Here is a 19,298-nt window from a genome sequence, read left to right on the forward strand (position 1 = left end):
GAAATGTTGGTGGGTGTGATGAAAATAAATCCGGACTATTTTTTTGCAAAAGGGACAAGGATTGTACTGGAGGGGAATAATCCTTTACTGATAACCGATCCGGGCAAGGTGTGGATGGTTGAGCAAGGGAAGGCAGTTGCTTTTTCTGTTCGGATTACAGAAGGTATTAATTTGGGCAAGAGAAGTTTTTTATCTGAGGTGGCAGAAAGGGGAGTCATTTTTGGCGTTAAGCCGGCAGGTGAGGAACAGACGGCTTTGCTGTTGACAGGTTTGCCGGGAACCCGACTGCTGCAGATCGATCTGGCAAGCTTTAACCAATTGACGAAGCGGTCTGCTGACAAGGCTATGCCCGCCCGCTTGCTTGGCGATTGGGTAAATGCTCTGGTCCAAGACACTGCAGCCGGAGAAATGCTTGAGATCAAGATTCTCCCTGCCACAGAAGAAGTGATCTGGGTTAAACATTCGACCTTCGGCGACGGGCTTATTACCTTGGATCAATTTCACAGTCTGGCCATGCAAACAATCATTGACCGTCGCCAAAAGCAGAAGCAGGCTGAAAAGCAGCGTTTTAAGGAAAAAGAGGAAAATAACCGGCTTTTCTTTGATAATGCGCTTAAGGGCATACTGTCTGTTGCGGATCCGGGACAGGCCGGAGACGTGTTGGAAGATGATGTTAAAGATGATTCCCTGCTGGCAGCCTGCCGGCTGGTGGGCAGGGCGATGAAAATTGAGATTATTTCTCCCTCCCGGACCGGAGAAAGGATGGCAGCGAAAGATTTGCTTGGCAATATTGCCAATGCGTCGCATATACGAACCCGTCAGGTAGCTTTAAAAGGAGAGTGGTACAAGCAGGACAATGGTCCCCTGCTGGCTTATCTGGAAGAGGACAACCGGCCGGTGGCCTTGCTTCCACTATCCCCGTCACAATATCGGCTGCACGATCCGGCCGGCAAAACCATTATGACGGTAGATGAACAAATTGCTGCCCGGGTAAAGCCTTTTGCAGTTGCCTTTTATCGCCCGTTTCCAAATAAAGCGTTGTCCTTGCGTGATATTTTGACTTTTGGGCTGGAAAACTGCTGGAAACGCGATCTGGCAACGGTGCTGCTGATGGGGTTGCTCGGCGGACTGCTGGGCATGGTTATTCCCATAGCTACAGGCATTGTTTTCGATACCATTATTCCCGGCGGAGATAAAGCACAACTGCTGCAAATTGCCTTTGTTCTTGTTGCCGGCGCTCTGGCCGGGTTCTTGTTTCAATTAACCCGCTCGCTTGCCATGCTGCGGCTGGAGGGGAGAATGGACGGAGCTGTTCAAGCAGCCGTCTGGGACAGGCTGCTCAGCCTGCCTGTACCCTTTTTTAAAGAGTATACCTCCGGAGAACTGGCTATGCGGGCCATGGGCATAAGCCAAATACGGAAACTGTTATCCGGGGTTGTTATTACTACCATTATCTCCAGTCTGTTTTCTGTTTTTAACTTCGGGCTGTTGTTTTATTACAACTTCCGGCTGGCAGGAGTAGCCACCGTTCTGATAGTGATGGCTGTGGTTGTGGATGCAATTTTTCAATTCAGCCAGATACGCTGCCGTCGGCAAGGCGTTGATATTTCCAACAAAATTGCCGGCCTGGTTTTACAATTAATAGGCAGTGTGGCCAAACTCCGGGTTGCCGGTGCGGAAAAAAGAGCTTTTTATTTGTGGTCAAGGCAATTCACCGGCCTGAGAAATATTATCTTTAAAAGCAGGATATTGGTCAACCGATTGGCTGTCTTTGATTCGGTTTTTCCAATTATCACTTCAATCGTTATTTTCTATTTTCTTGTTGGGGTTGAACACAATACCATGGGGGCGGGTAATTTTGTTGCTTTTAATTCAGCCTTAACCAGCTTTATAACCGCAACTGTTGCCTTATTCCAATCATTTAGTTCAATAAACGAGATTATCCCCCTGTATGAAAAGGTAAAGCCGATTTTGCAGGCACTGCCGGAATATGACGATTCAAAGAGTGACCCCGGGGAATTGACCGGTGCCATTGAAGTCAGCCATGTTTCCTTTCGCTATAAGCAAGAAGCGCCGCTGGTTATAGACAACGTTTCCTTGCAAATTCAAGCAGGAGAATACATAGGTATTGTGGGAACCTCAGGCAGCGGCAAATCAACTTTGTTCCGCATTCTGCTGGGTTTTGAGAAGCCGGAATCGGGTCAGGTGTTTTATAACGGCCAGGCTCTTGATAATTTAGACATCCGCTCCGTGCGCAGGCAACTGGGAGTAGTCCTGCAAAACGGGCAATTGATGTCGGGAGATATTTTCACCAATATTGTAGGGGCCAATATTTACTTAACCATGGATGATGTCTGGGAAGCAGTCAGAATGGCCGGGCTGGAACAGGATATCAAGGCGATGCCCATGGGGATGCACACGGTGGTCAGTGAGGGAGTAGCCACGCTGTCGGGAGGACAGAGGCAAAGACTGCTGATTGCCCGGGCCATTGTCAACAGGCCTAAAATAATATATTTTGATGAAGCTACCAGTGCCCTGGACAACCGGAGCCAGTCTATCGTCAGTGAAAGCCTTGACCGGCTTAGGGCGACGCGGGTAGTAATTGCCCACCGGCTGAGCACTGTTATCAAATGCGACAGGATTATCGTGCTGGATAAAGGCAAAGTAATTGAAAACGGCAGTTATGAACATTTAATGGAGCGTGGCGGTGCCTTTGCAGAGTTGGCCAAAAGGCAGCTTGCCTGAGGAAGGGGTACAATAACCGGGATAGAATTCAATCTTACAGGTACAAATGGCAGGCGGTAAACCCTCTGCAATATAATGAAAAGGATTGGCAAAATGAATTTAGGAAGTTTTCCGCTTATTGTTTCGTACCCTGATGAATTTTTTTAAAAAATGTGTAATGAAAGGGCGCAAATAACGTATTAACATTTGAAGCTACCTGGGAGGTTCTGTGATGGGTTGGCTTACTTTTGATGATTAAGGGAGGAAAAACAATGTCAATTGAGCATGCGCGTGAGTTCATCAAGCGGGTAAAAAATGAAAAGGACCTTTGGGAACAGGCGGCATCTTTCCAGACCAGGGAAGAGCGGCGGCAGTGGGCTCAGGGACTGGGGTACGATTTTACCGGAGAGGAAATGGAGCAGGCTTCTTCGGAACTGACGGACGATGAGCTGGAACAGGTGGCAGGCGGTAAATGCTGCGGTTATACTTGTGAGAGTGAATATCAGTGTGGATATGATATTCCTTAGTAATGGGAATGTTCAAGTCGTTGAGGAATCGGCCAAAGTGGTCTATTGGGTACTGCCGGTTAATATAGACGAGTTGACTGATGAACAATTGGATGAGGTCGCTGTCGGTAGGTGTGGTTTATGAAGTTGTTGGTTTTTGGCTGGATGGTAGCAGTGATTTTAAACCGCCGTGAGCGAAAAGGAGAAAAAAGCAAATGGTTCCGGATACAACTGACGGTCTATGGGCAAAGGCTGTCCGACCGCGGTGGAACGTAAAATTTAAAACCAACCTGTATATTGTGAAAACGGCTGAAACCGGGTCGGAAATAGAACAGGCGCTGCGGCTTCGCCACGAAGTGTTCCGGAGGGAACTGTTGGGTGCCCCTTTGCCGTCGGGCCTTGACATTGACCGTTTTGACCCGCAATGCGACCATATGATCGTACAAGCGGGGGATACGGGGCAAGTGGTGGCCACTTACCGGCTCAATCCGTCAGAGACAGGCGATTACTACGCCCGGCAGGAATTTGAAATGAGCGCGGTTTTGCACCTGGCGGGCCGTAAACTGGAAATAGGCCGGGCCTGTGTGGCTCGCGGGTACCGCAGCGGCGCGGTATTTACCTTATTATGGCGGGGTATGGCAGCCTACCTGCGGCAGGCTGAAATCCGGTACATGTTTGGCTGTTCCTGCGTGCCGGCCCGCATATCCCATGAATTGGCCCCGCTGTATCAGTATTTCCAGGCCCGCCATTTATCGCCTGATCATCTGCGCGTCCACCCGCTGTCCTCCGGAGCTGTTCCCGCCGTTCAGCTCAAGCTTGCGGTCGGCCGGTCGGCCGGAGACGCGGTGAAAAGGCTCATACCTCCCATCCTGCAGGTCTATCTGCGCAGCGGTGGCTGGATTTGCGGCGAACCTTACTGCGACAGCGAATTTAATTCCTATGACTTCTTCACGCTGCTGGACGTGGCAGCGGCCAGTCCGGCTGCGCGGCGCTTTCTGGCGGGGCCGCGGCCGGCGGCAGTGGAAGAAAGGAGAGAGGTGTGTAAATATGGGCCAAATCGATCCTCGTCTTCATCTGTTTGAGGTTGATGGCTCCAATTACGCGGTCAGCACGGAATACATGCGGTTTGCCGGGATCGATCCGGAGACGGCGGCGGTGGTAAGGCTGGGCGGGCCGGCTGAACCGGTCCTGAGCCGGCTGGGGGTCCCGCTGGAACCTTGCGGACGGAAGCGGTTCCTGTTTGCGCCGCCGGACACTCTGGTATTGATGCTGACCTATGCCTGCAACATGGCCTGCCGGTATTGCTGCCAGGGAGAAATTCCTGATATCCGGGAAAACCAGATGTCCGAGGCAGTGTCGTGCCGGTCTGTCGACTGGCTGATCCGGAACTCGGCAGGTTCGAAAACGGTTAATATCGGATTTTTTGGCGGTGAGCCCTTGCTTAAATTTTCGCTGATGCAAAAAATTGCCGTCTACGCCGAACGGCAAGCGGCAGCCGCCGACAAGCGGGTGCGCTACGGCATCATGACCAACGGCCTGCTGCTGACCGACCCTGTCATTGATTTTCTAGCTGAGCGGCAAGTCGAGGTTACCGTCAGTTTTGACGGGCCGCCTGCCGTACAAGACCGCAACCGGCCGCTGAAAGGCGGCGGGGGCTCTTTCCATCTTATTGCTGAAAAAATCCGGAAACTGCTGGCGCGCTGCCCGGACGCCACGCTCCGCCCCACACTCTATGCCGGCGCCGATCTTGACGAGGTGCTTCAAACAGCCCGGCAGCTAGGTTTCCGGCAGTGCCGCATTGAAAAAGTGTCCAGTTCGTTATTGCCGGAAGGGAAAAAAAATGACGAAGCGGCATCTTCCGGCCAGTTGGCGGCCCATTTGCGCCGCCAGGGCGAACGTTTTCTAACCGCTGTCCGGGACCGGGATGCGGCCGGATTGCGGCGGATCGCCGTGGATGGCGCGTTCATGGAGGGATTAAGGCAAATGTTCCATGCGGACTGGGCAGGCACGGTCCGGCGGCGTTGGTTTTCCTGCGGCACCGGCAGGCAGCTGTTGGCGGTGGCGGTTAACGGCGATTTGTATCCATGCCCGCGCTTCCTGGCCTTGCCGGAATACAGGGTGGGTTCGGTTGCTGAGGACGGTTTCCAGGGAGAACTGCACCAAAAAAGCCTTTTGATCCACAGCGAGGATTGCCGGTCCTGTTGGGCGCGTTATTTCTGCGGCGGCGCCTGCATTGTGGAACACTTGGGTGGTACCGGTTCAATTTTCCGGGTCAACCCGAACACTTGCCGCCTGCGGCGGGCCAGAATCGAAACAGCCGTCCGGGTGATTGCCGAATGCTCAGACGAGGATAAAGCGTTCTTGCAGGAGACCGGCGTTTTGCCGGGCCGGCTGGCGGTAAAAGCGTGACCGGTTGCCTGGCGTGATGCTGATTTCCGGCAAGGAAATGCAACAGGAGGGGATGAATGTCATGTTGCAATGCGCAGCTGGCACTGTGGAAAAAAGCAAGCTGCAACTGATGCCGTACCATCGCTTTGAGGTAGAAGGGCGGATTTACGCGGTAAATGCCGACCGCTTTTGCTGTAAACGGTTGGATGACAGGACGGTTGCCTTTCTTTCCGCGTGGGAAGGCGATCCCCGGGTCCAACCGGAGGACGACGTGCGCAGTGCGCTGGTAAAAATGGGCCTGCTGGTGGGGGACCAGGGGAAAACATGCCCGGACCCGGCCGCCGCCCGGCTGGAAAGGGACAGCCGGGCGGTGGCCGGGTGGCTGTCCACTGACGCCGCCCGCACTAGCAGCCTTTGTCTTATGGTGGCCCAGGAATGCAATATGGCCTGTGTGTATTGCTATGGCGACGCTGGAAGATACGGCGGCGGCGGGCTTATGACGGTGGAAACCTCTTGCCGGAGTGTCGACTGGCTGATCCGCCACAGCGGTGGTAACCGGAAGCTGAATTTATCTTTTTTCGGCGGCGAACCTCTGCTCAATCTGCCGCTTATCCGGTGGACAGTGGAGTATGCCAAACAGACTGGTGAGCAAAACGGCAAGACATTTACATTTAGCATCACCACTAACGCTTCGTTGGCCGACGAGGCGGCGATTGATTTTCTGCGGGCCAACCAGTTTGAAGTCGTGATCAGTTTCGATGGGACGCCGGCGGCTCAGGACAAGCAGCGGCCTTTCAAAGACGGCAGGCCTTCCTATGCGGAGGTGGCGCCGCGGATAAAACAGCTGCTGTCCGCTTTTCCCTTGGCCTGCGGCCGGGCCACCTTGTATGGGGGGACGGAACCGGGAGAGGTCCTGGCGGCGATGAAGGAAATCGGATTTCAAAGCTGTCATCTGGTCCCGGCTTCCGGCTGCCTGCTGACCGGCGTGCCGGAGGAAAAAGCGCTTTTCCGCCGGGACCGGGAGCGGGCGGCCGATTTGCGGCGGGAGGCGGCGGCGTTTGTGGCGGCGGTGAAGCGGCACGACCCGGCGGAGGCCGCTTATCGCTTGAAGGACCGGGACTTGTCCCGCCTCACATCCATCGGCAGCGTGCCGTTCATAGTCCGCCGGCTGTTTTTTTGCGGCGTGGGGCGCAACTATTTAGCGGTGGACGTGGACGGCAGCCTGTATCCATGCCACCGTTTCGTGGGCATGAAGGAATACCTGTTGGGCAGCGTCAGCGGGGAGGAAGACCCGCCCCGGGGCTTGTTCCATGAGAGCCCGGTTACCAAAAGTGAGGAGTGTCGGCAGTGCTGGCTCAAGTACGTGTGCGGCGGCGGCTGCACGTACACCAACATTGCGTCCGCCAGCGGGCCTTTCCGGCCCGACCCGACATATTGCCGGCAGTTCGGGCAGATGATGGAGACACTGCTTGACGCGGCCGGCCAGCTGACCGCTGAAGACAGGGAGTTTCTCTATCAGAACAACGTGGTTGCCCGGCCTCCGTGTCCCCTGGATTTTTAACCATTGGGACAGTTGAAGCTATTCCAGGTTGAAATTTAAAAATGGAAGGAGGGAAAACAATGTCAATCGAGCATGCGCGTGAATTCATCAAGCGGGTAAAAAATGAAAATGACCTTTGGGAGCAGGCGGCGTCTTTCCAGACCAGGGAAGAGCGGCGGCAGTGGGCTCAGGGACTGGGGTACGACTTTACCGGAGAGGAAATGGAGCAGGCTTCTTCGGAACTGACGGACGATGAGCTGGAACAGGTGGCAGGCGGTAAATGCTGCGGTTATACTTGTGAGAGCGAAAATCAGTGTGGATATGATATTTAGTAATGGGAATGTTCAAAATTCCGGCAGTTTGTTCTATGAGAGTGAGTACTCTTTAGTCAATGCGGGTTATTACTAAATATATCTGCGCATCGTCTGGCAGACCCCGCGAAGATCGGGGGAAACAGAAGGATGGGAGCAAGTGCGACTAAGTTATGCTATACTTGCAACGGGAATAAATTTTCCAAGGAAGCAAGTATAAACTGCACTTAGCGGTAAGAAAACTGTCGTTTTCTTACCGAGTGCAGTATAGAGGATATAACCTCTTCCGCAGCTTAGTCTTTTCTTTCTTTCCAAGGTGGTCAACTATTTTAATTATTTTGCAGGATTTTGCTTATATATTTCCGGATATTCTTCCATGATCGACTTGACATTCATATTTATATCGTAATTATCCAGGTATGTATTAAGCCAGTCCAGTAAATGTGTATTTTGCTGCGAAACGCCCATGCAAATATAGTCCTTCTTATCCTTAAGAATATAAACGCAGGCATACAAGGAAATATTCGGCCTTTTGTTAATTAGTTGGGTTATTTCGTTCTCATCGTTTACCGCTGCGATAACTTCTCCTTTGAGAAGAGCAGCCACAACATCTTCCCATTCCTTGTATTCTAAAATATGTGCTTTAGGGAATAATTCTCTGGCAAATTCCACATATGATGTTTTTGCCTTAACTCCGATTTTAACATCTTCTTTTTTTAAGTAGTCCATCGGGTAGTCTTCTATGCCCTTTTTAGCAGCTTCCACTCTGTTAACCAGCAATGCCTGATGTAAAACAACATATGGTTTAGTGAAACTAATTAATTTAGCCCTGTCAAGGGTTCTGCTGAGCACAGATATAGCTGTGTCTACATCCCCTCTTGCCACCATTTCTGTTAACTCATTAAATGTTCTTGCACTTCTGTTAAATTCCAATGCCACACCTAGTTTGGCCGCTATGTCTTTAGCCAGAGCAATATCCATGCCATAGAGTTTACCCTGGGGGTTGAGCATAAAAAAAGGCGGCTGGTCATTGCAATAAAGGCCGACGATTAGTTTGCCCCTGGATAAGATTTTCTGTATATCAGGGGAAACATTCTTATCGTTCAAACTAACTGCAGGTGCTTGGACAGTGGTTGTGGAATTATCCTGATTCTTTTCTGCCGCCGCCGGTACTGCTTGTGCATTGCCGGTGTTTTTTTGCTCTGTTGAAAAGGTTTGAGTGCCGGGCAATTTTGATATAAATAGTAATACCAACATTATGATGAACAAATATATTGGTACATTTTTACGCTCCACATTTCTCACCTCTGGTCTTCATGGAATTGTCGCTTGCAATGATCGATGCAACTGCAGAACTTAAACATACATTTAACAGGGTTAACACGGGATCTATAATTGAATCCAGAGTTATCAATACTGGGACAATTACCGCAGCCGGAATTCCTAAAGGGGTGAGCACAATAGTTATCATGCTGTAGACCAGCAAACCGGGTAACCCCACTGTTGCCATGGCCGCTAATATTGAGCTTGCAAAAGTAATTATAATATTTCCGATGGTTATAGGATGACTATATAGGTACATTGCAAAAACAGCTGTTAAGGAAAATACCAAAACGCTGCCATATCTGCACAAGGTTATTCCCAACGGAACTACTAAATTCAATTTGTCTTTGTCCAGATTAAGCTGCTCATGAAGTCCATTAAGCATAGAAGGTATGGCAGCAAAACTGTTACGTGTACCCAGAGCTATAATCATTGCATCCTTTAGACCTATGAACACTTGACAATAATTAAATCCCGCATATCTGGAGACTATCAGTAGACTGATAAAACAAATAGCTATTGAAGCTATATAGATCAAAACTATGAGTTTGATAAAAGGAGCCAGAGCTGAAAACCCCATATTAGCTACCTGGGACGCAATTAATGAGCATAAGCTAAAAGGTAACAAATACATTAAAATACTTACAACTTTTTGAAAGGCTTCAAAAAAACCTTCAAACAAAAGTATCAAATTATTACTGGAGTTTTCGGGGATATATTTCAGCATTATCCCTAAAATTATGAAGAAAAATATTATTTTTAGATTATCTCCCTGGGTTAAAGCTGTAAATATATTCTTAGGAACTAAATTTATTATGAATCTTACGATTTCTCCTTCTTTTTTCTCATCTATCTTTGTATTAAACCTGGAGTCAATTTCTTTTATTGCTGTATCCTTACTTCCAATAACTACCTTACCTATTGTTGTTTTAACCTTACTGTTTACACCGACTGAAAATTTTGAAGAAATTCCAACAAATATTCCAATAATAGATACGGAAAATAAAAATACAATTAATACTGCACATATTTTTCTTAAAAAAACATTTGCATCCTTTAATTTCATAAGTTTGCCTATACTGACAACTATAGCTGAAACCATTATGGGAATAACGCTCATTTGGAGCAATGAAAGATAGATTTTTCCTATGGGTTCTATGTAAAAAACAAAGCTCTTAAAATATATACCCAGGATTACACCAGTTACTATGCCCAGAATAATTACTCGTGGGTTTAGTAATATCTCAAGCCTTTTTCCTGCCATAACTTTAACCATATCCTTTTCTAATTACTTTTTTCAGCAACCTATGATCAAGTTTACCTGAGTTTGACGGAATCTGTAAATATTAATCACAGTATGACAAAGCACTTTATGAATATTAATACGTTGCGGCAGGGTTTTCATTACACGACTTTTAGTAAAATTTTCGTCAATATTACTGTATCTAAATTTCATGATATCGCTATGAATTTTCAAATAATACAAAAAACGGTCAGAAATATTTCAAAATAAAAAGACCATGAAGGTTTGTCTTGCTGAAGCAAGAAATTTTCATGGTCTTTTTGTTTGGTTTTAAGTCTTAAAAGCTTTTACCCTGGCATGATGTTAATTTTTTATAATTATCATACGGAGTTTTTCAGACATTCTACCGTGTGATAATAATTTACTCCTTTCAAATAGCGAATGGGATTGGGCACCCATTTGCGTGTTTTGTTTTTTGGATGATTACATAGCAGAACAGTCTCAAACCCCTCAGAGGGACAGTCTAAGGTTTGAGGTAAATGTGTTGTATTTACAGTATGGCATTTCTTACCTGAAACCAGTAAATGGAATTAAATTGAACACCAACTATTTTCATTCATCAGTCAGAACTGGCGGCATAGACCACTAGTAAACTATGAAACAATTGTAAACCTGATTGCATCAACAAAAACAAAAAGCGGTTTAACTGTAAAAAGTGCATTGAACACTAATGTCTATGAAAGAGGAAAAAAGATATCGGATGAAGAGATGGCAAAAAATAAACATAAAAAGATATAGGTTCCATAATGATTATAATTATATAATTAATCTCTTAAATACCATTTAATGTTAATATCGTAGTTTAAAATATGCAAGCCCTAAGTTTCATAAATGGATGGTGTGGAGTGCTGCGGTAAAAGTGCGCTCCAAAGAAACCAAAACTTAGGGCTCTAATTAGCTTGGGGGCACATTTGCTAATGTGTCATTGATTGAATTGATGATCTGCTTAACACTTAACGAATAATTAGGGGTTAAAGAGAGCTCACCATATTCATTGTCGCTAATCTCTTCTTTGGGAGATAGCTTTCTAATCAGTTCTTGTATTCTCTCTTTATGCTGTGTAATATCATTTATTGCTTTTTCAGGACTATTATAATTTGCCGTTATAGCACTTGAGATCATTTTATTGAAGTTCTCGAATTTATAAGATGTTATATTATGTGGAGAAAGCGCACTTAATCCACGAATTGAGTCATCAAGTTGAATACACTCTCTTTCCAAAGTAGACAAATTATAATTTATCATTACATCATCATTTGAAATGGAATATGCCATATTATCTAAAAGCTTTGAAATATTCGCCAAATGACTGTAGGTATCGTATAAAAATGATTTTTTTGCATTATTATAATTTACAACTGATAAAACATTTATAGATATAGATATTAAACATATGATTGCAAGTACGATAAGCAGTGAGTGTTTTTTCATGATAACATCCATCCATCCATCTTATGGCTTACTGAACAAATCGCTTGCTTTGCGGTTTGTATTCAGGTCATCAATGAGGTTGGTCCACCCGTTGTATGATGCTGCCACAGGTTGAATACTACTATAATATGAGGTTTTTAGTCCTGCCGTGGGTTAGGGGACTCCGTCTCCTTATTTGTGTTGATAAAAATTAGGTGCCTGAATAGTTACCACGTCTATATAAAAACATCTTGCAGTTTTATCTCCAATCCCGGCATTAGTGATGTGGTTAGAACGTCTTCACAATCAAATATACCACCCCAACGCCATTCCTTTTCTCCGGCTATAAGCACTTCCACTAGTCTGTCATCGGTAGCAACCATCCAGTATTCTTTCACACCACTGTCGAAATATAATTTGCGTTTTTTCTTTCGGTCACGACTCATGGTAGCTGGGGATAATATTTCTACAATCAAATCAGGAGCACCTTGAACATATTCCTCTACAATTTCCAACCGTTCTCTGGAGATGAAAAAAATGTCCGGCTGTACCGTTTGACTCCCTAAATAAACATCTAAAGGGGCAATGAAAACCTCACCTAAACAATTCTTATCTACAAATTTAGATATTTTTTGGCTAAGTTTATATAATATACGTTGATGCTTAACAACAGGAGATGGGACCATTAACAACTTTCCTCCAATCAATTCATACCGATTGCCATCGTCCAATTTTAAATAATCCTCTATTGTGTAAACCTTATCATCTGAAACAGTCAAACCCTCTCTCATCCGGCTTCACCCCCTTTCATTATATTTACATTATACTATTTGCAGTCTGTCTTGTCAGCACAAGTAAACAGGCGTTTATTCTCAGACATACCTCGACAAGGCTGTGCATTAATCTGGCAAAGCAGGCTTTTCCCCGGATACCAATTCGGAAGAAGCCAAGTAAACGAAGCAGTAGCGGGAAATATTTATGTTAGGCATAGTTGTTCGAATAGCAGTAGATTTACCCGAATCTACATGTTTGGTAATTATGGTTAGACAACCAGATAACCCTATTGTCTAAAATAAATTTACAAAACTATTCCGCAGGTTTTCTTTTATCTCATGTTCAACCTTAAATCGCCTTCAAAGCTTTGATTTTACTGGATTTGTACTTCAAAAATGCCGTTTGCAGTGTAGACTTTCAGATGTCTTTAAAGCCTTTATTTTCAAGGTTTTGAGGTCTGACAAAAATTATTGGTTGAAAGTCAGTCTAAAATCAGGAATTTAGAATAAAAAAAACGGCAACCTCAAAGAGGTATGCCGTCTAATGGATACGCTACGTTTCGAGTATACCAAAAATCGTGCCATCGCTACATAAAAAATATACCAGTACCGAAATAGTAGAAATAACAACATCTCCATCTCTACCTCGGTAAGTCAAAGATACAAAAAAATAAAATATCCTCTTGACAAGGTAAACAGTATGATATAAGCTGCAATTGACTAATAAAATCGCAGAAGATAAATAGTTTCCCCAGGGAAGCCATATCTATATATTGGGGTATATTGAGTACGTTTGACTGACTGACTTTTTATTTACAAAAAAAATAAATCATTGAATATTCATTCTCTCCTTTTATTATTTAGGGGAGATTTTGTGATTTAAATGGGTTATTAAGATAGTCTACTGATATAGAAATCAAGAACTTTATAAAAGTTATCATCGGAAACTATTAATCACGGTAATATAATAGGTAATGTCAAATGATGGTATTACGAAAGCCTTTGTATATCAGGCCTTTAGTAGTGGCTCATTTTAACATAGCATAAAAATGGATTTTTCAATTTGGAGTTGGCCTACTAAAGTAATAGCGTATCCAATCTGTTGAAGTACTGTCGGTACTACTGCTGCCCGGATTATATTTTTTCATATGTTCTTGAACAGGCATTTTCTGACGGAATTCTTCCATGGTTTTGCCCTTTTCAGCAATTATTTGATCCAGCTTTTTGCCTGACTGCAACTCTGATTTCAGTTCATCAGCAGTCATTTCAAGGGCAGAGGCTGCCTACTTAGAGAAATACATTAGCGACTTTGGCGGGCATATTATACTAATAGAAAAAAAAGACGTCGATGAACAGCAAGAGTTGGTAGAAGATTTAATTGCTGTTACAACGTCATTTTCTGCTCGTATATATGGAAAACGTGGCGGCAGAGTAGCAAAAAAGCTGTCAAAGGTCATTGAAAGCGAGGTGACTGCCAGTGAAGACAACGGCGATGGGGATAATCCCGGAACTGACACCTAAACAGAAAGAATACATTGATAACCTCATGGATCGTTACTGTGCCGCAGTTCGTTGGGCATTTAAAAGACTGCTGGACGGATGGAAAGTACAGGACATTCGTATAACTGTACAAGGAAAGTTCAGACTTAACTCCCGGCAGGCTAACGATGCAGTATATGATGCCCAGACCACAATCAAAAGCCAATATGAATTAGTGCAGATGCACTATGAAAACACCAAAACAAAGGTTGAATTTACAGAAAAGCGTATCGCCAAGGCTAAATCACCGGCTAAGATTGCCAAACTGCAAAAACGGTTAGAAAAGGAACAGCGTAAACTGGCCTTCTGGCAAAAGCACCTGGATAACAATACTTTTCCGCCTGTTGTATTCGGAGGAAAGAAGCTCTTTCAAGAACGCTGCAAAGGCAATATTACCAGAGAAGAGTGGCAGGAAGTCAGAAGTAACCGTTATCTGTCACGGGGAGATAAAACCAAAGGCGGCAACCTAAATACCCGCATATACGAAGGCCAAGACCAAATCTATCTTGATATAGCTGCCGACCCGGTACAGAAAGGGAAATCCGTTCGGTATAACCGCATAACGGTGCCGATCTATTTAGCTCAAAAGCCATCGAAAAAGACCGGCAAGATTAATGGTATCAACTACCGGCAAATGGTTTTGGATTATCTTAAAACAGGCAGTGCCTATCAGGTAGAAATCCTCCGCAGAGACGGGAAATATTACGTCCATGTGAGTATTGAAGAAGAAGTTCCGATGCCATATAACCATAAGGGTGCGTTTGGTGTAGACACCAACCCGGACGGATTAGGCGTAACCCAGGTAGACTGTCTGGGGCAATACCGGGGCAGTGAATGGCTTGGTCAAGGCGAATGGACTTATGCCAGAACAAACCGGAGAAATAACCAAACCTGCGAAATGGCTAAGAAAGTGATCCTCCAGGCTAAAGAAAAAGGTTACGCCCTGGCGGTAGAGGACTTGAAGTTTAAAAATGACAAGTCCGTAACGGCCAAGTTTAACCGAATGAGTCACAGTTTTGTCTGGTCGAAGTTTCTAAAAGCAGTTGACCGGAGTGCTGCCCGTGAGGGAGTGCCGATATTAAAGGTAAAACCGGCTTTTACTTCAGTCATAGGCATCCTAAAATACCAGCACATGTACGGCATAGCTGTTCACGAAGCGGCAGGCTATGTCATAGCCCGGCGTGGCTTGGGCTTTGATCATGAGAAGATACCCAAGATATTGCTTGATAAACTGGTTAAAAAGAAACCTGAATTTAAACAAATGGCAAATTGGAAACAATGGTCAGCAGTTAAAAAGTCTGTGCTGGCCAAGATTAAAAAAATCACGAAAAGGAAGAAGGTGAATAGCCTGATTTCATGGCAGATTCACCGGAAAAATGTGTTAGGTATAGGTTAATCCCTTTGCTATAAATTTTGCGGGCGGCACAGTACACGCAGCGAAAGGCTGTTGCCGCAAGTCAGAACCCAGGCGGAGGTAACACCTTCTCCGGTTAGTACGCTCGCTTTAAGCAGTGGCGGGGAACTCTTTTAGAGGAGACCACCCGGAACATAGGCGAGAGCCTATGGCCTAGCAGTTGAATCCTGTGACACTGCCATCCGTTTGTCGGACGGGTGAAAAAACTACTTGTAGTTTTTAGTAGGTTTTAGAAACCAGGTAAAAATAAGTTGGGAAATTTCGAAAAAATTATTTATACTATTATGGTATATTTGCCATATTTATTTGTACTTATAGCCATAGCTTTTTTAATTAAAGGTTTTTACTTAAAATCAAAGAAGAAAAATAGTAAAAAATATTATACTATTTCTTTTATATGTTTTATTTTAGGAATATTTATACTTTTATTACCGGTAATTTTATTATTAATCATTAGGATAGGGTGGGGTAGTTAACTACCAACTTTCCTACACCATGACTACCATTTAGTCCCAATACAAAAACCATTTACCTCCTTTTTACCTAACTCAGGGAGAATATCCTAACAATGTAGTAGCACCGATGAAGGTATCACAGACATACTTGGATTTGGCAAAGATACTCAAGCTTCCTCAGATAAAGACAAACATGACACTGACTAAGTTCCGTTCATGCACTAAACTGGATTTGACAATAAACATGAAATAACAGGACATTTTTAAAACCGCCGAATTGCTTGTGTTTCAAGCGATTCGGCGGTTTATTAACCATCAATCTTCTAAAGTCAGGAATTTAGGATGTCAGCTATTTGTTGAAGTGCTGTCGGTACTATTGCTGTCCGGGTTATATTTTTTTATATGTTTTTGAATAGGCATTTTCTGACGGAATTCTTCCATGGTTTTGCCCTTTTCAGTAATTATTTGATCCATCTTTTTGCCTGACTGCAACTCTGATTTCAGTTCATCAGCAGTCATTTCAAGGGCAGAGGCTGCCGCATTGAGGAAATTAGTGTTTTGGGTGATATCACCTTTAATCTTAGGCATTTTCTGGCGAAATTCCTCCATAGTCATGCCCTGCTCAGTTATAATTTGCTCCAGCTTTGTACCTGATTGCAGCTTTGATTTAAGGTCATCAGCATTAATTCCAAGGGCAGAAGCAGCGGCATTCAGGAAATTGGGGTTTTGAGTCAGATCGATTTTGTAACGTTTAGCATGATCGAAATTACCCATAAAAAAGAAATCTTTTTTTGCGGCAATTTTATCAGCCTGTTCCTGGGTAATCTTACCTTGTTGAACTGCGTTTTGGAGCATCTGTTTCTTAGTAGCTTCAAGTGCCTGTGTTACCTGATCCTCATCGACTTTTAGGTTTTTGGCAAAGTCACTGACAAACTCCTGGAAATATTGATCTTTAGTCTGTTCTTTTGTAGTTTGCGTATCTGAGTCTGCAAAAGAAGCATTGGCTACTGAACCGACCAGGAGCATTCCACCGACAAGAAGACCGGCAATTTTTTTCTTACTCATGTTTAACATATCAACACCTCGCTTTTTAATTATGTATGGCTTACTATGAGATGATTATAAAATATAAATGTGTCAGGAAAATGTTCACTTGAATCGTATTATAACAAATAATTTATGGATTTATTATTATAATAACCTCTGGTAATATCAGCACTTTTGGGCTACAATAAAATTAAAACGCTGGGAGGAATAGATATGCTGCACCCGACTAATACCAGAATAGTTTTTGCCGGTTCTGAAGAAGAAGCCAGGTCCAAGTATTTGGAACTGGGTGTTAAGCCTAAGCATCAGATTGCCGATTTGGAGTGCTACAAAGCAATAGATGAAGAGGACTTCGATATTAATGCTGAGATGAATTTTATTGGTGAAATATCTGTCAGCCCGTCAATTATGGCGGATATACGGACAGATCCGGAGCATGCCTATGTGCTTTATTACATGGAAGACAGCAGTTCACCGGAGAGAGAGTAAGCGGCAGCAATATAAATATTTATACCTTGAGCCCCGCAGCGTTTCACGGGGGCTTTTTATTTTTATAAAACAGGTGAAATTATTGTTGATTTAAAGTAAAATATTATAAATAATCATACCGTGAAGTTGCAAAGGAGGCAGAAAGGTATGGGTATGGAGCGCCATTTTGGTATCGGCCTGTTGGTTTACGATGATATTATAGACTGGGATAACTATGAGCAGAAAATTGATCCTGTTATAAAAGAAGATGTGGAGTTTAACGGGGTAACCAAGAAGGTATATGATGTTTTGATAGTGCCGGTTGACCGTCCTTATGTCGGGGTAGTGCTGCCGTCTCTGTGGGGCAAGCTGTACTCGACGGAAAAAGGCGGTCACCAGATCAATCTGGATGAGGTTGATCCCAGGAGTATCGGTGTGACAGTCTACGCGCAGATGAAAGTCAACGAGATTCTGAATAAGATTTCCAAGAGAAAGATTTTACTGACGGAACTGCAGCTGCGTTTTTATGACTACTATATTTAGTACGATAATAGAAGGACCGGAAGAAATTAATACTCCGGTCCTTTGTATCAGCTAAGAATGATATTTTCTACAGCAGCCAGCATTTCTTCTTTGGCTACTACTTGTTTATGTAAAACAGGCTTGCTGTCAAGGTTTTGCAAACCTTTGGGAATAGCCAGGCTGCCTGTATCCGCCAGGACGTTGAGAAGTTCAAACTCGTTTTTGCCCTGAATAGCTGCTTCGCCTAAGAGAGCTTTGACTACACTCTCATTAAATTTAAAGGGACTGGCAGTAGAAGCTATCACTGTTTTATGCTTATCGCCGGTGGCTGCAATATATTTAGCATAGACATTTTGCGCTACAGCCGTATGAGTATCCATAACATACTTGTAATTTTTCCAGATCTCTTTGATTGTGGACAGCGTTTCCTGATCGCTGGCATAGTCTGACCAGAATATTTCTTTTATTTTTGAGTAAGTGTCCGGGGCAACTTTGTATTTGCCTCTTTCTTTTAGTTCCCTCATCCATTCATTAATTTTAGTTGAGTCATGTCCGGTTAGCTCGTAAAGCAGCCTTTCCAAATTACTGGAGATCAAAATATCCATAGAAGGAGAAAGGGTTTTTTTGAATAATCTTTCCCGGTCATAGATGCCGCTGTTGATAAAATCAGTTAGCACATTGTTTTCGTTGGCCGCGCAGATTAAACGGTTTATAGGCAAGCCCATACAACGAGCGTAGAAGGCGGCCAGAATGTTGCCGAAATTGCCGGTGGGCACCACGAAGTTGATGGCTTCTCCGCTGTTGATTTCTTCCATTTTCAATAAATCGGCATAAGCAGAGAAATAATAGACTACCTGTGGCACTAACCTGCCCCAATTGATAGAATTGGCAGAGGAAAACTTGTAATGCTGCCGCTTGAATTTATCAATGGCTGCGGCATTGCCGAATATATTCTTCACTCCGGTTTGGGCATCATCAAAATTGCCCTGAACGGCAACCACACTGACGTTGTTTCCTTCCTGGGTGACCATTTGTTGTTTTTGCACCTGGCTGACACCTTCATTAGGGTAAAATACAACTATTTTGGTTTGGGGCACGTTTTTAAAGCCTTCCAAAGCCGCTTTGCCTGTATCACCTGAAGTGGCAACCAGTATTACTATATCATCAGTCTCTCCGGTTTTCTGAGCAGATCTGGTGAGCAGGTGAGGTAGAATCTGCAAAGCGATATCTTTAAAAGCACAGGTTGGCCCATGCCATAACTCCAGGATAAAAACCTTATCGGAAAGCTTGTGCAGAGGCGTAATCAACCCGTGATCAAATTTTTCTTCGTTATAGGCGTTATAAACACAGTCCTTTAATTCCTGGGGGGTAAAGTCAGTCAGATAAAGCCTTAGAACTTCCTCTGCCCTCTGATTATAGGTTAGCCCTGTCATCCGGTTTATTAGCTCTTCAGAGACAGTAACCGGTTCACTGGGTACAAACAGACCACCATCCGGGGCAATACCCAGTTTTATGGCTTCTGCTGATGATATTGAGGAGTGCTTTCCTCTCGTACTTTCATAAAACATATTTTTC

Annotated in this window: 18 protein-coding genes and 1 pseudogene; 13 read left to right on the top strand and 6 right to left on the bottom strand. The window is 44.4% G+C overall.

Features of this window, described 5'->3' with window-relative positions:
* The first annotated feature begins 18 nt into the window (after nt 1-18).
* The 8 genes from DTOX_RS04525 (at nt 19) to DTOX_RS04550 (ending at nt 7,490) form a co-directional block, all read left to right on the top strand.
* Entirely contained in the window at nt 19-2,745 is a 2,727-nt protein-coding gene (locus DTOX_RS04525; RefSeq protein WP_015756548.1) for an NHLP bacteriocin export ABC transporter permease/ATPase subunit, read from the top strand.
* Between the two features lie 26 nt (nt 2,746-2,771).
* Nucleotides 2,772-2,879 (top strand): hypothetical protein, encoded by a 108-nt coding sequence (locus DTOX_RS25250; protein WP_422698400.1) that lies wholly within the window; start codon nt 2,772-2,774, stop codon nt 2,877-2,879.
* A 117-nt stretch (nt 2,880-2,996) separates the two neighbouring features.
* Nucleotides 2,997-3,251, top strand: coding sequence for a Nif11-like leader peptide family natural product precursor (locus tag DTOX_RS04530; RefSeq protein WP_015756549.1), 255 nt, complete (start codon nt 2,997-2,999; stop codon nt 3,249-3,251).
* Complete coding sequence (locus DTOX_RS22000; RefSeq protein ID WP_422698391.1) at nt 3,232-3,375, top strand: hypothetical protein; 144 nt, start codon at nt 3,232-3,234, stop codon at nt 3,373-3,375. The genes DTOX_RS04530 and DTOX_RS22000 overlap by 20 nt, the downstream gene beginning before the upstream one ends.
* Before the next feature lie 70 nt (nt 3,376-3,445).
* Nucleotides 3,446-4,312 carry a GNAT family N-acetyltransferase gene (locus DTOX_RS04535; protein WP_015756550.1) on the top strand — a complete coding sequence of 289 codons (867 nt, stop codon included), beginning with the start codon at nt 3,446-3,448 and terminating at the stop codon, nt 4,310-4,312.
* Entirely contained in the window at nt 4,278-5,639 is a 1,362-nt protein-coding gene (locus DTOX_RS04540; protein ID WP_015756551.1) for a radical SAM/SPASM domain-containing protein, read from the top strand. The genes DTOX_RS04535 and DTOX_RS04540 overlap by 35 nt, the downstream gene beginning before the upstream one ends.
* A gap of 16 nt (nt 5,640-5,655) precedes the next feature.
* Nucleotides 5,656-7,179, top strand: a complete 1,524-nt coding sequence (gene nlpM, locus DTOX_RS04545) for a nif11-like peptide radical SAM maturase (RefSeq protein ID WP_242652550.1) — start codon at nt 5,656-5,658, stop codon at nt 7,177-7,179.
* A gap of 59 nt (nt 7,180-7,238) precedes the next feature.
* A complete protein-coding gene (locus DTOX_RS04550; protein WP_015756553.1) occupies nt 7,239-7,490 on the top strand; it encodes a Nif11-like leader peptide family natural product precursor in 252 nt (83 codons plus the stop codon).
* A 312-nt stretch (nt 7,491-7,802) separates the two neighbouring features.
* Here DTOX_RS04550 and DTOX_RS04555 read toward each other — a convergent pair whose 3' ends face one another.
* Both DTOX_RS04555 and DTOX_RS04560 read right to left on the bottom strand, forming a co-directional pair.
* Complete coding sequence (locus DTOX_RS04555; RefSeq protein ID WP_015756554.1) at nt 7,803-8,765, bottom strand: substrate-binding periplasmic protein; 963 nt, start codon at nt 8,763-8,765, stop codon at nt 7,803-7,805.
* Entirely contained in the window at nt 8,755-10,056 is a 1,302-nt protein-coding gene (locus DTOX_RS04560; protein ID WP_015756555.1) for a dicarboxylate/amino acid:cation symporter, read from the bottom strand. The genes DTOX_RS04555 and DTOX_RS04560 overlap by 11 nt, the downstream gene beginning before the upstream one ends.
* Nucleotides 10,057-10,587: 531 nt before the next feature.
* On the opposite strand from DTOX_RS04560, the pseudogene DTOX_RS22005 reads away from it, so the two are divergent.
* A pseudogene (locus DTOX_RS22005) lies at nt 10,588-10,882 on the top strand (ISAzo13-like element transposase-related protein); the annotation flags it as partial.
* 107 nt (nt 10,883-10,989) lie between these two features.
* On the opposite strand, the gene DTOX_RS04565 reads toward DTOX_RS22005, so the two are convergent.
* Nucleotides 10,990-11,526, bottom strand: a complete 537-nt coding sequence (locus tag DTOX_RS04565; protein WP_015756556.1) for a hypothetical protein — start codon at nt 11,524-11,526, stop codon at nt 10,990-10,992.
* A gap of 215 nt (nt 11,527-11,741) precedes the next feature.
* Entirely contained in the window at nt 11,742-12,296 is a 555-nt protein-coding gene (locus DTOX_RS04570) for a Uma2 family endonuclease (RefSeq protein WP_015756557.1), read from the bottom strand.
* A gap of 1,206 nt (nt 12,297-13,502) precedes the next feature.
* Between DTOX_RS04570 and DTOX_RS22010 the strand changes: the two genes are divergently transcribed.
* Both DTOX_RS22010 and DTOX_RS04580 read left to right on the top strand, forming a co-directional pair.
* On the top strand, nt 13,503-13,799 hold the full coding sequence (locus DTOX_RS22010; RefSeq protein WP_083773367.1) for a hypothetical protein: 297 nt from the start codon (nt 13,503-13,505) through the stop codon (nt 13,797-13,799).
* Nucleotides 13,756-15,213: an IS200/IS605 family accessory protein TnpB-related protein gene (locus DTOX_RS04580; RefSeq protein ID WP_015756558.1), complete on the top strand. Its 1,458-nt coding sequence runs from the start codon at nt 13,756-13,758 to the stop codon at nt 15,211-15,213. Before DTOX_RS22010 ends, DTOX_RS04580 begins: the two co-directional genes overlap by 44 nt.
* 818 nt (nt 15,214-16,031) lie before the next feature.
* Here DTOX_RS04580 and DTOX_RS04595 read toward each other — a convergent pair.
* Nucleotides 16,032-16,760 carry a hypothetical protein gene (locus DTOX_RS04595; RefSeq protein WP_015756559.1) on the bottom strand — a complete coding sequence of 243 codons (729 nt, stop codon included), beginning with the start codon at nt 16,758-16,760 and terminating at the stop codon, nt 16,032-16,034.
* Nucleotides 16,761-16,946: 186 nt separating this feature from the next.
* Here DTOX_RS04595 and DTOX_RS04600 point away from each other — a divergent pair, with 186 nt between their 5' ends.
* A complete protein-coding gene (locus tag DTOX_RS04600) occupies nt 16,947-17,222 on the top strand; it encodes a hypothetical protein (protein ID WP_015756560.1) in 276 nt (91 codons plus the stop codon).
* A 147-nt stretch (nt 17,223-17,369) separates the two neighbouring features.
* A complete protein-coding gene (locus tag DTOX_RS04605) occupies nt 17,370-17,744 on the top strand; it encodes a hypothetical protein (protein WP_015756561.1) in 375 nt (124 codons plus the stop codon).
* A 47-nt stretch (nt 17,745-17,791) separates the two neighbouring features.
* Here the strand turns inward: DTOX_RS04605 and thrC are convergent, their stop codons facing one another.
* Nucleotides 17,792-19,291 (bottom strand): threonine synthase, encoded by a 1,500-nt coding sequence (gene thrC / locus DTOX_RS04610; RefSeq protein ID WP_015756562.1) that lies wholly within the window; start codon nt 19,289-19,291, stop codon nt 17,792-17,794.
* Nucleotides 19,292-19,298: the final 7 nt, after the last annotated feature.

It is taken from the genome of Desulfofarcimen acetoxidans DSM 771, from assembly GCF_000024205.1.
GTDB classification, from domain to species: Bacteria; Bacillota; Desulfotomaculia; order Desulfotomaculales; family Desulfofarciminaceae; genus Desulfofarcimen; species Desulfofarcimen acetoxidans.

Bases quoted from the DNA above. Each gene is read 5' to 3' on its own strand.
- DTOX_RS04605 (WP_015756561.1), top strand. From the start codon at position 17,370: ATGGGTATGGAGCGCCATTTTGGTATCGGCCTGTTGGTTTACGATGAT.
- DTOX_RS04540 (WP_015756551.1), top strand. From the start codon at position 4,278: ATGGGCCAAATCGATCCTCGTCTTCATCTGTTTGAGGTTGATGGCTCC.
- DTOX_RS04535 (WP_015756550.1), top strand. From the start codon at position 3,446: ATGGTTCCGGATACAACTGACGGTCTATGGGCAAAGGCTGTCCGACCG.
- DTOX_RS04570 (WP_015756557.1), bottom strand. From the start codon at position 12,296: ATGAGAGAGGGTTTGACTGTTTCAGATGATAAGGTTTACACAATAGAG.
- DTOX_RS04550 (WP_015756553.1), top strand. From the start codon at position 7,239: ATGTCAATCGAGCATGCGCGTGAATTCATCAAGCGGGTAAAAAATGAA.
- nlpM (WP_242652550.1), top strand. From the start codon at position 5,656: ATGCTGATTTCCGGCAAGGAAATGCAACAGGAGGGGATGAATGTCATG.
- DTOX_RS04600 (WP_015756560.1), top strand. From the start codon at position 16,947: ATGCTGCACCCGACTAATACCAGAATAGTTTTTGCCGGTTCTGAAGAA.
- thrC (WP_015756562.1), bottom strand. From the start codon at position 19,291: ATGTTTTATGAAAGTACGAGAGGAAAGCACTCCTCAATATCATCAGCA.
- DTOX_RS04595 (WP_015756559.1), bottom strand. From the start codon at position 16,760: ATGTTAAACATGAGTAAGAAAAAAATTGCCGGTCTTCTTGTCGGTGGA.
- DTOX_RS04560 (WP_015756555.1), bottom strand. From the start codon at position 10,056: ATGGCAGGAAAAAGGCTTGAGATATTACTAAACCCACGAGTAATTATT.
- DTOX_RS04530 (WP_015756549.1), top strand. From the start codon at position 2,997: ATGTCAATTGAGCATGCGCGTGAGTTCATCAAGCGGGTAAAAAATGAA.
- DTOX_RS04565 (WP_015756556.1), bottom strand. From the start codon at position 11,526: ATGAAAAAACACTCACTGCTTATCGTACTTGCAATCATATGTTTAATA.
- DTOX_RS04525 (WP_015756548.1), top strand. From the start codon at position 19: ATGAAAATAAATCCGGACTATTTTTTTGCAAAAGGGACAAGGATTGTA.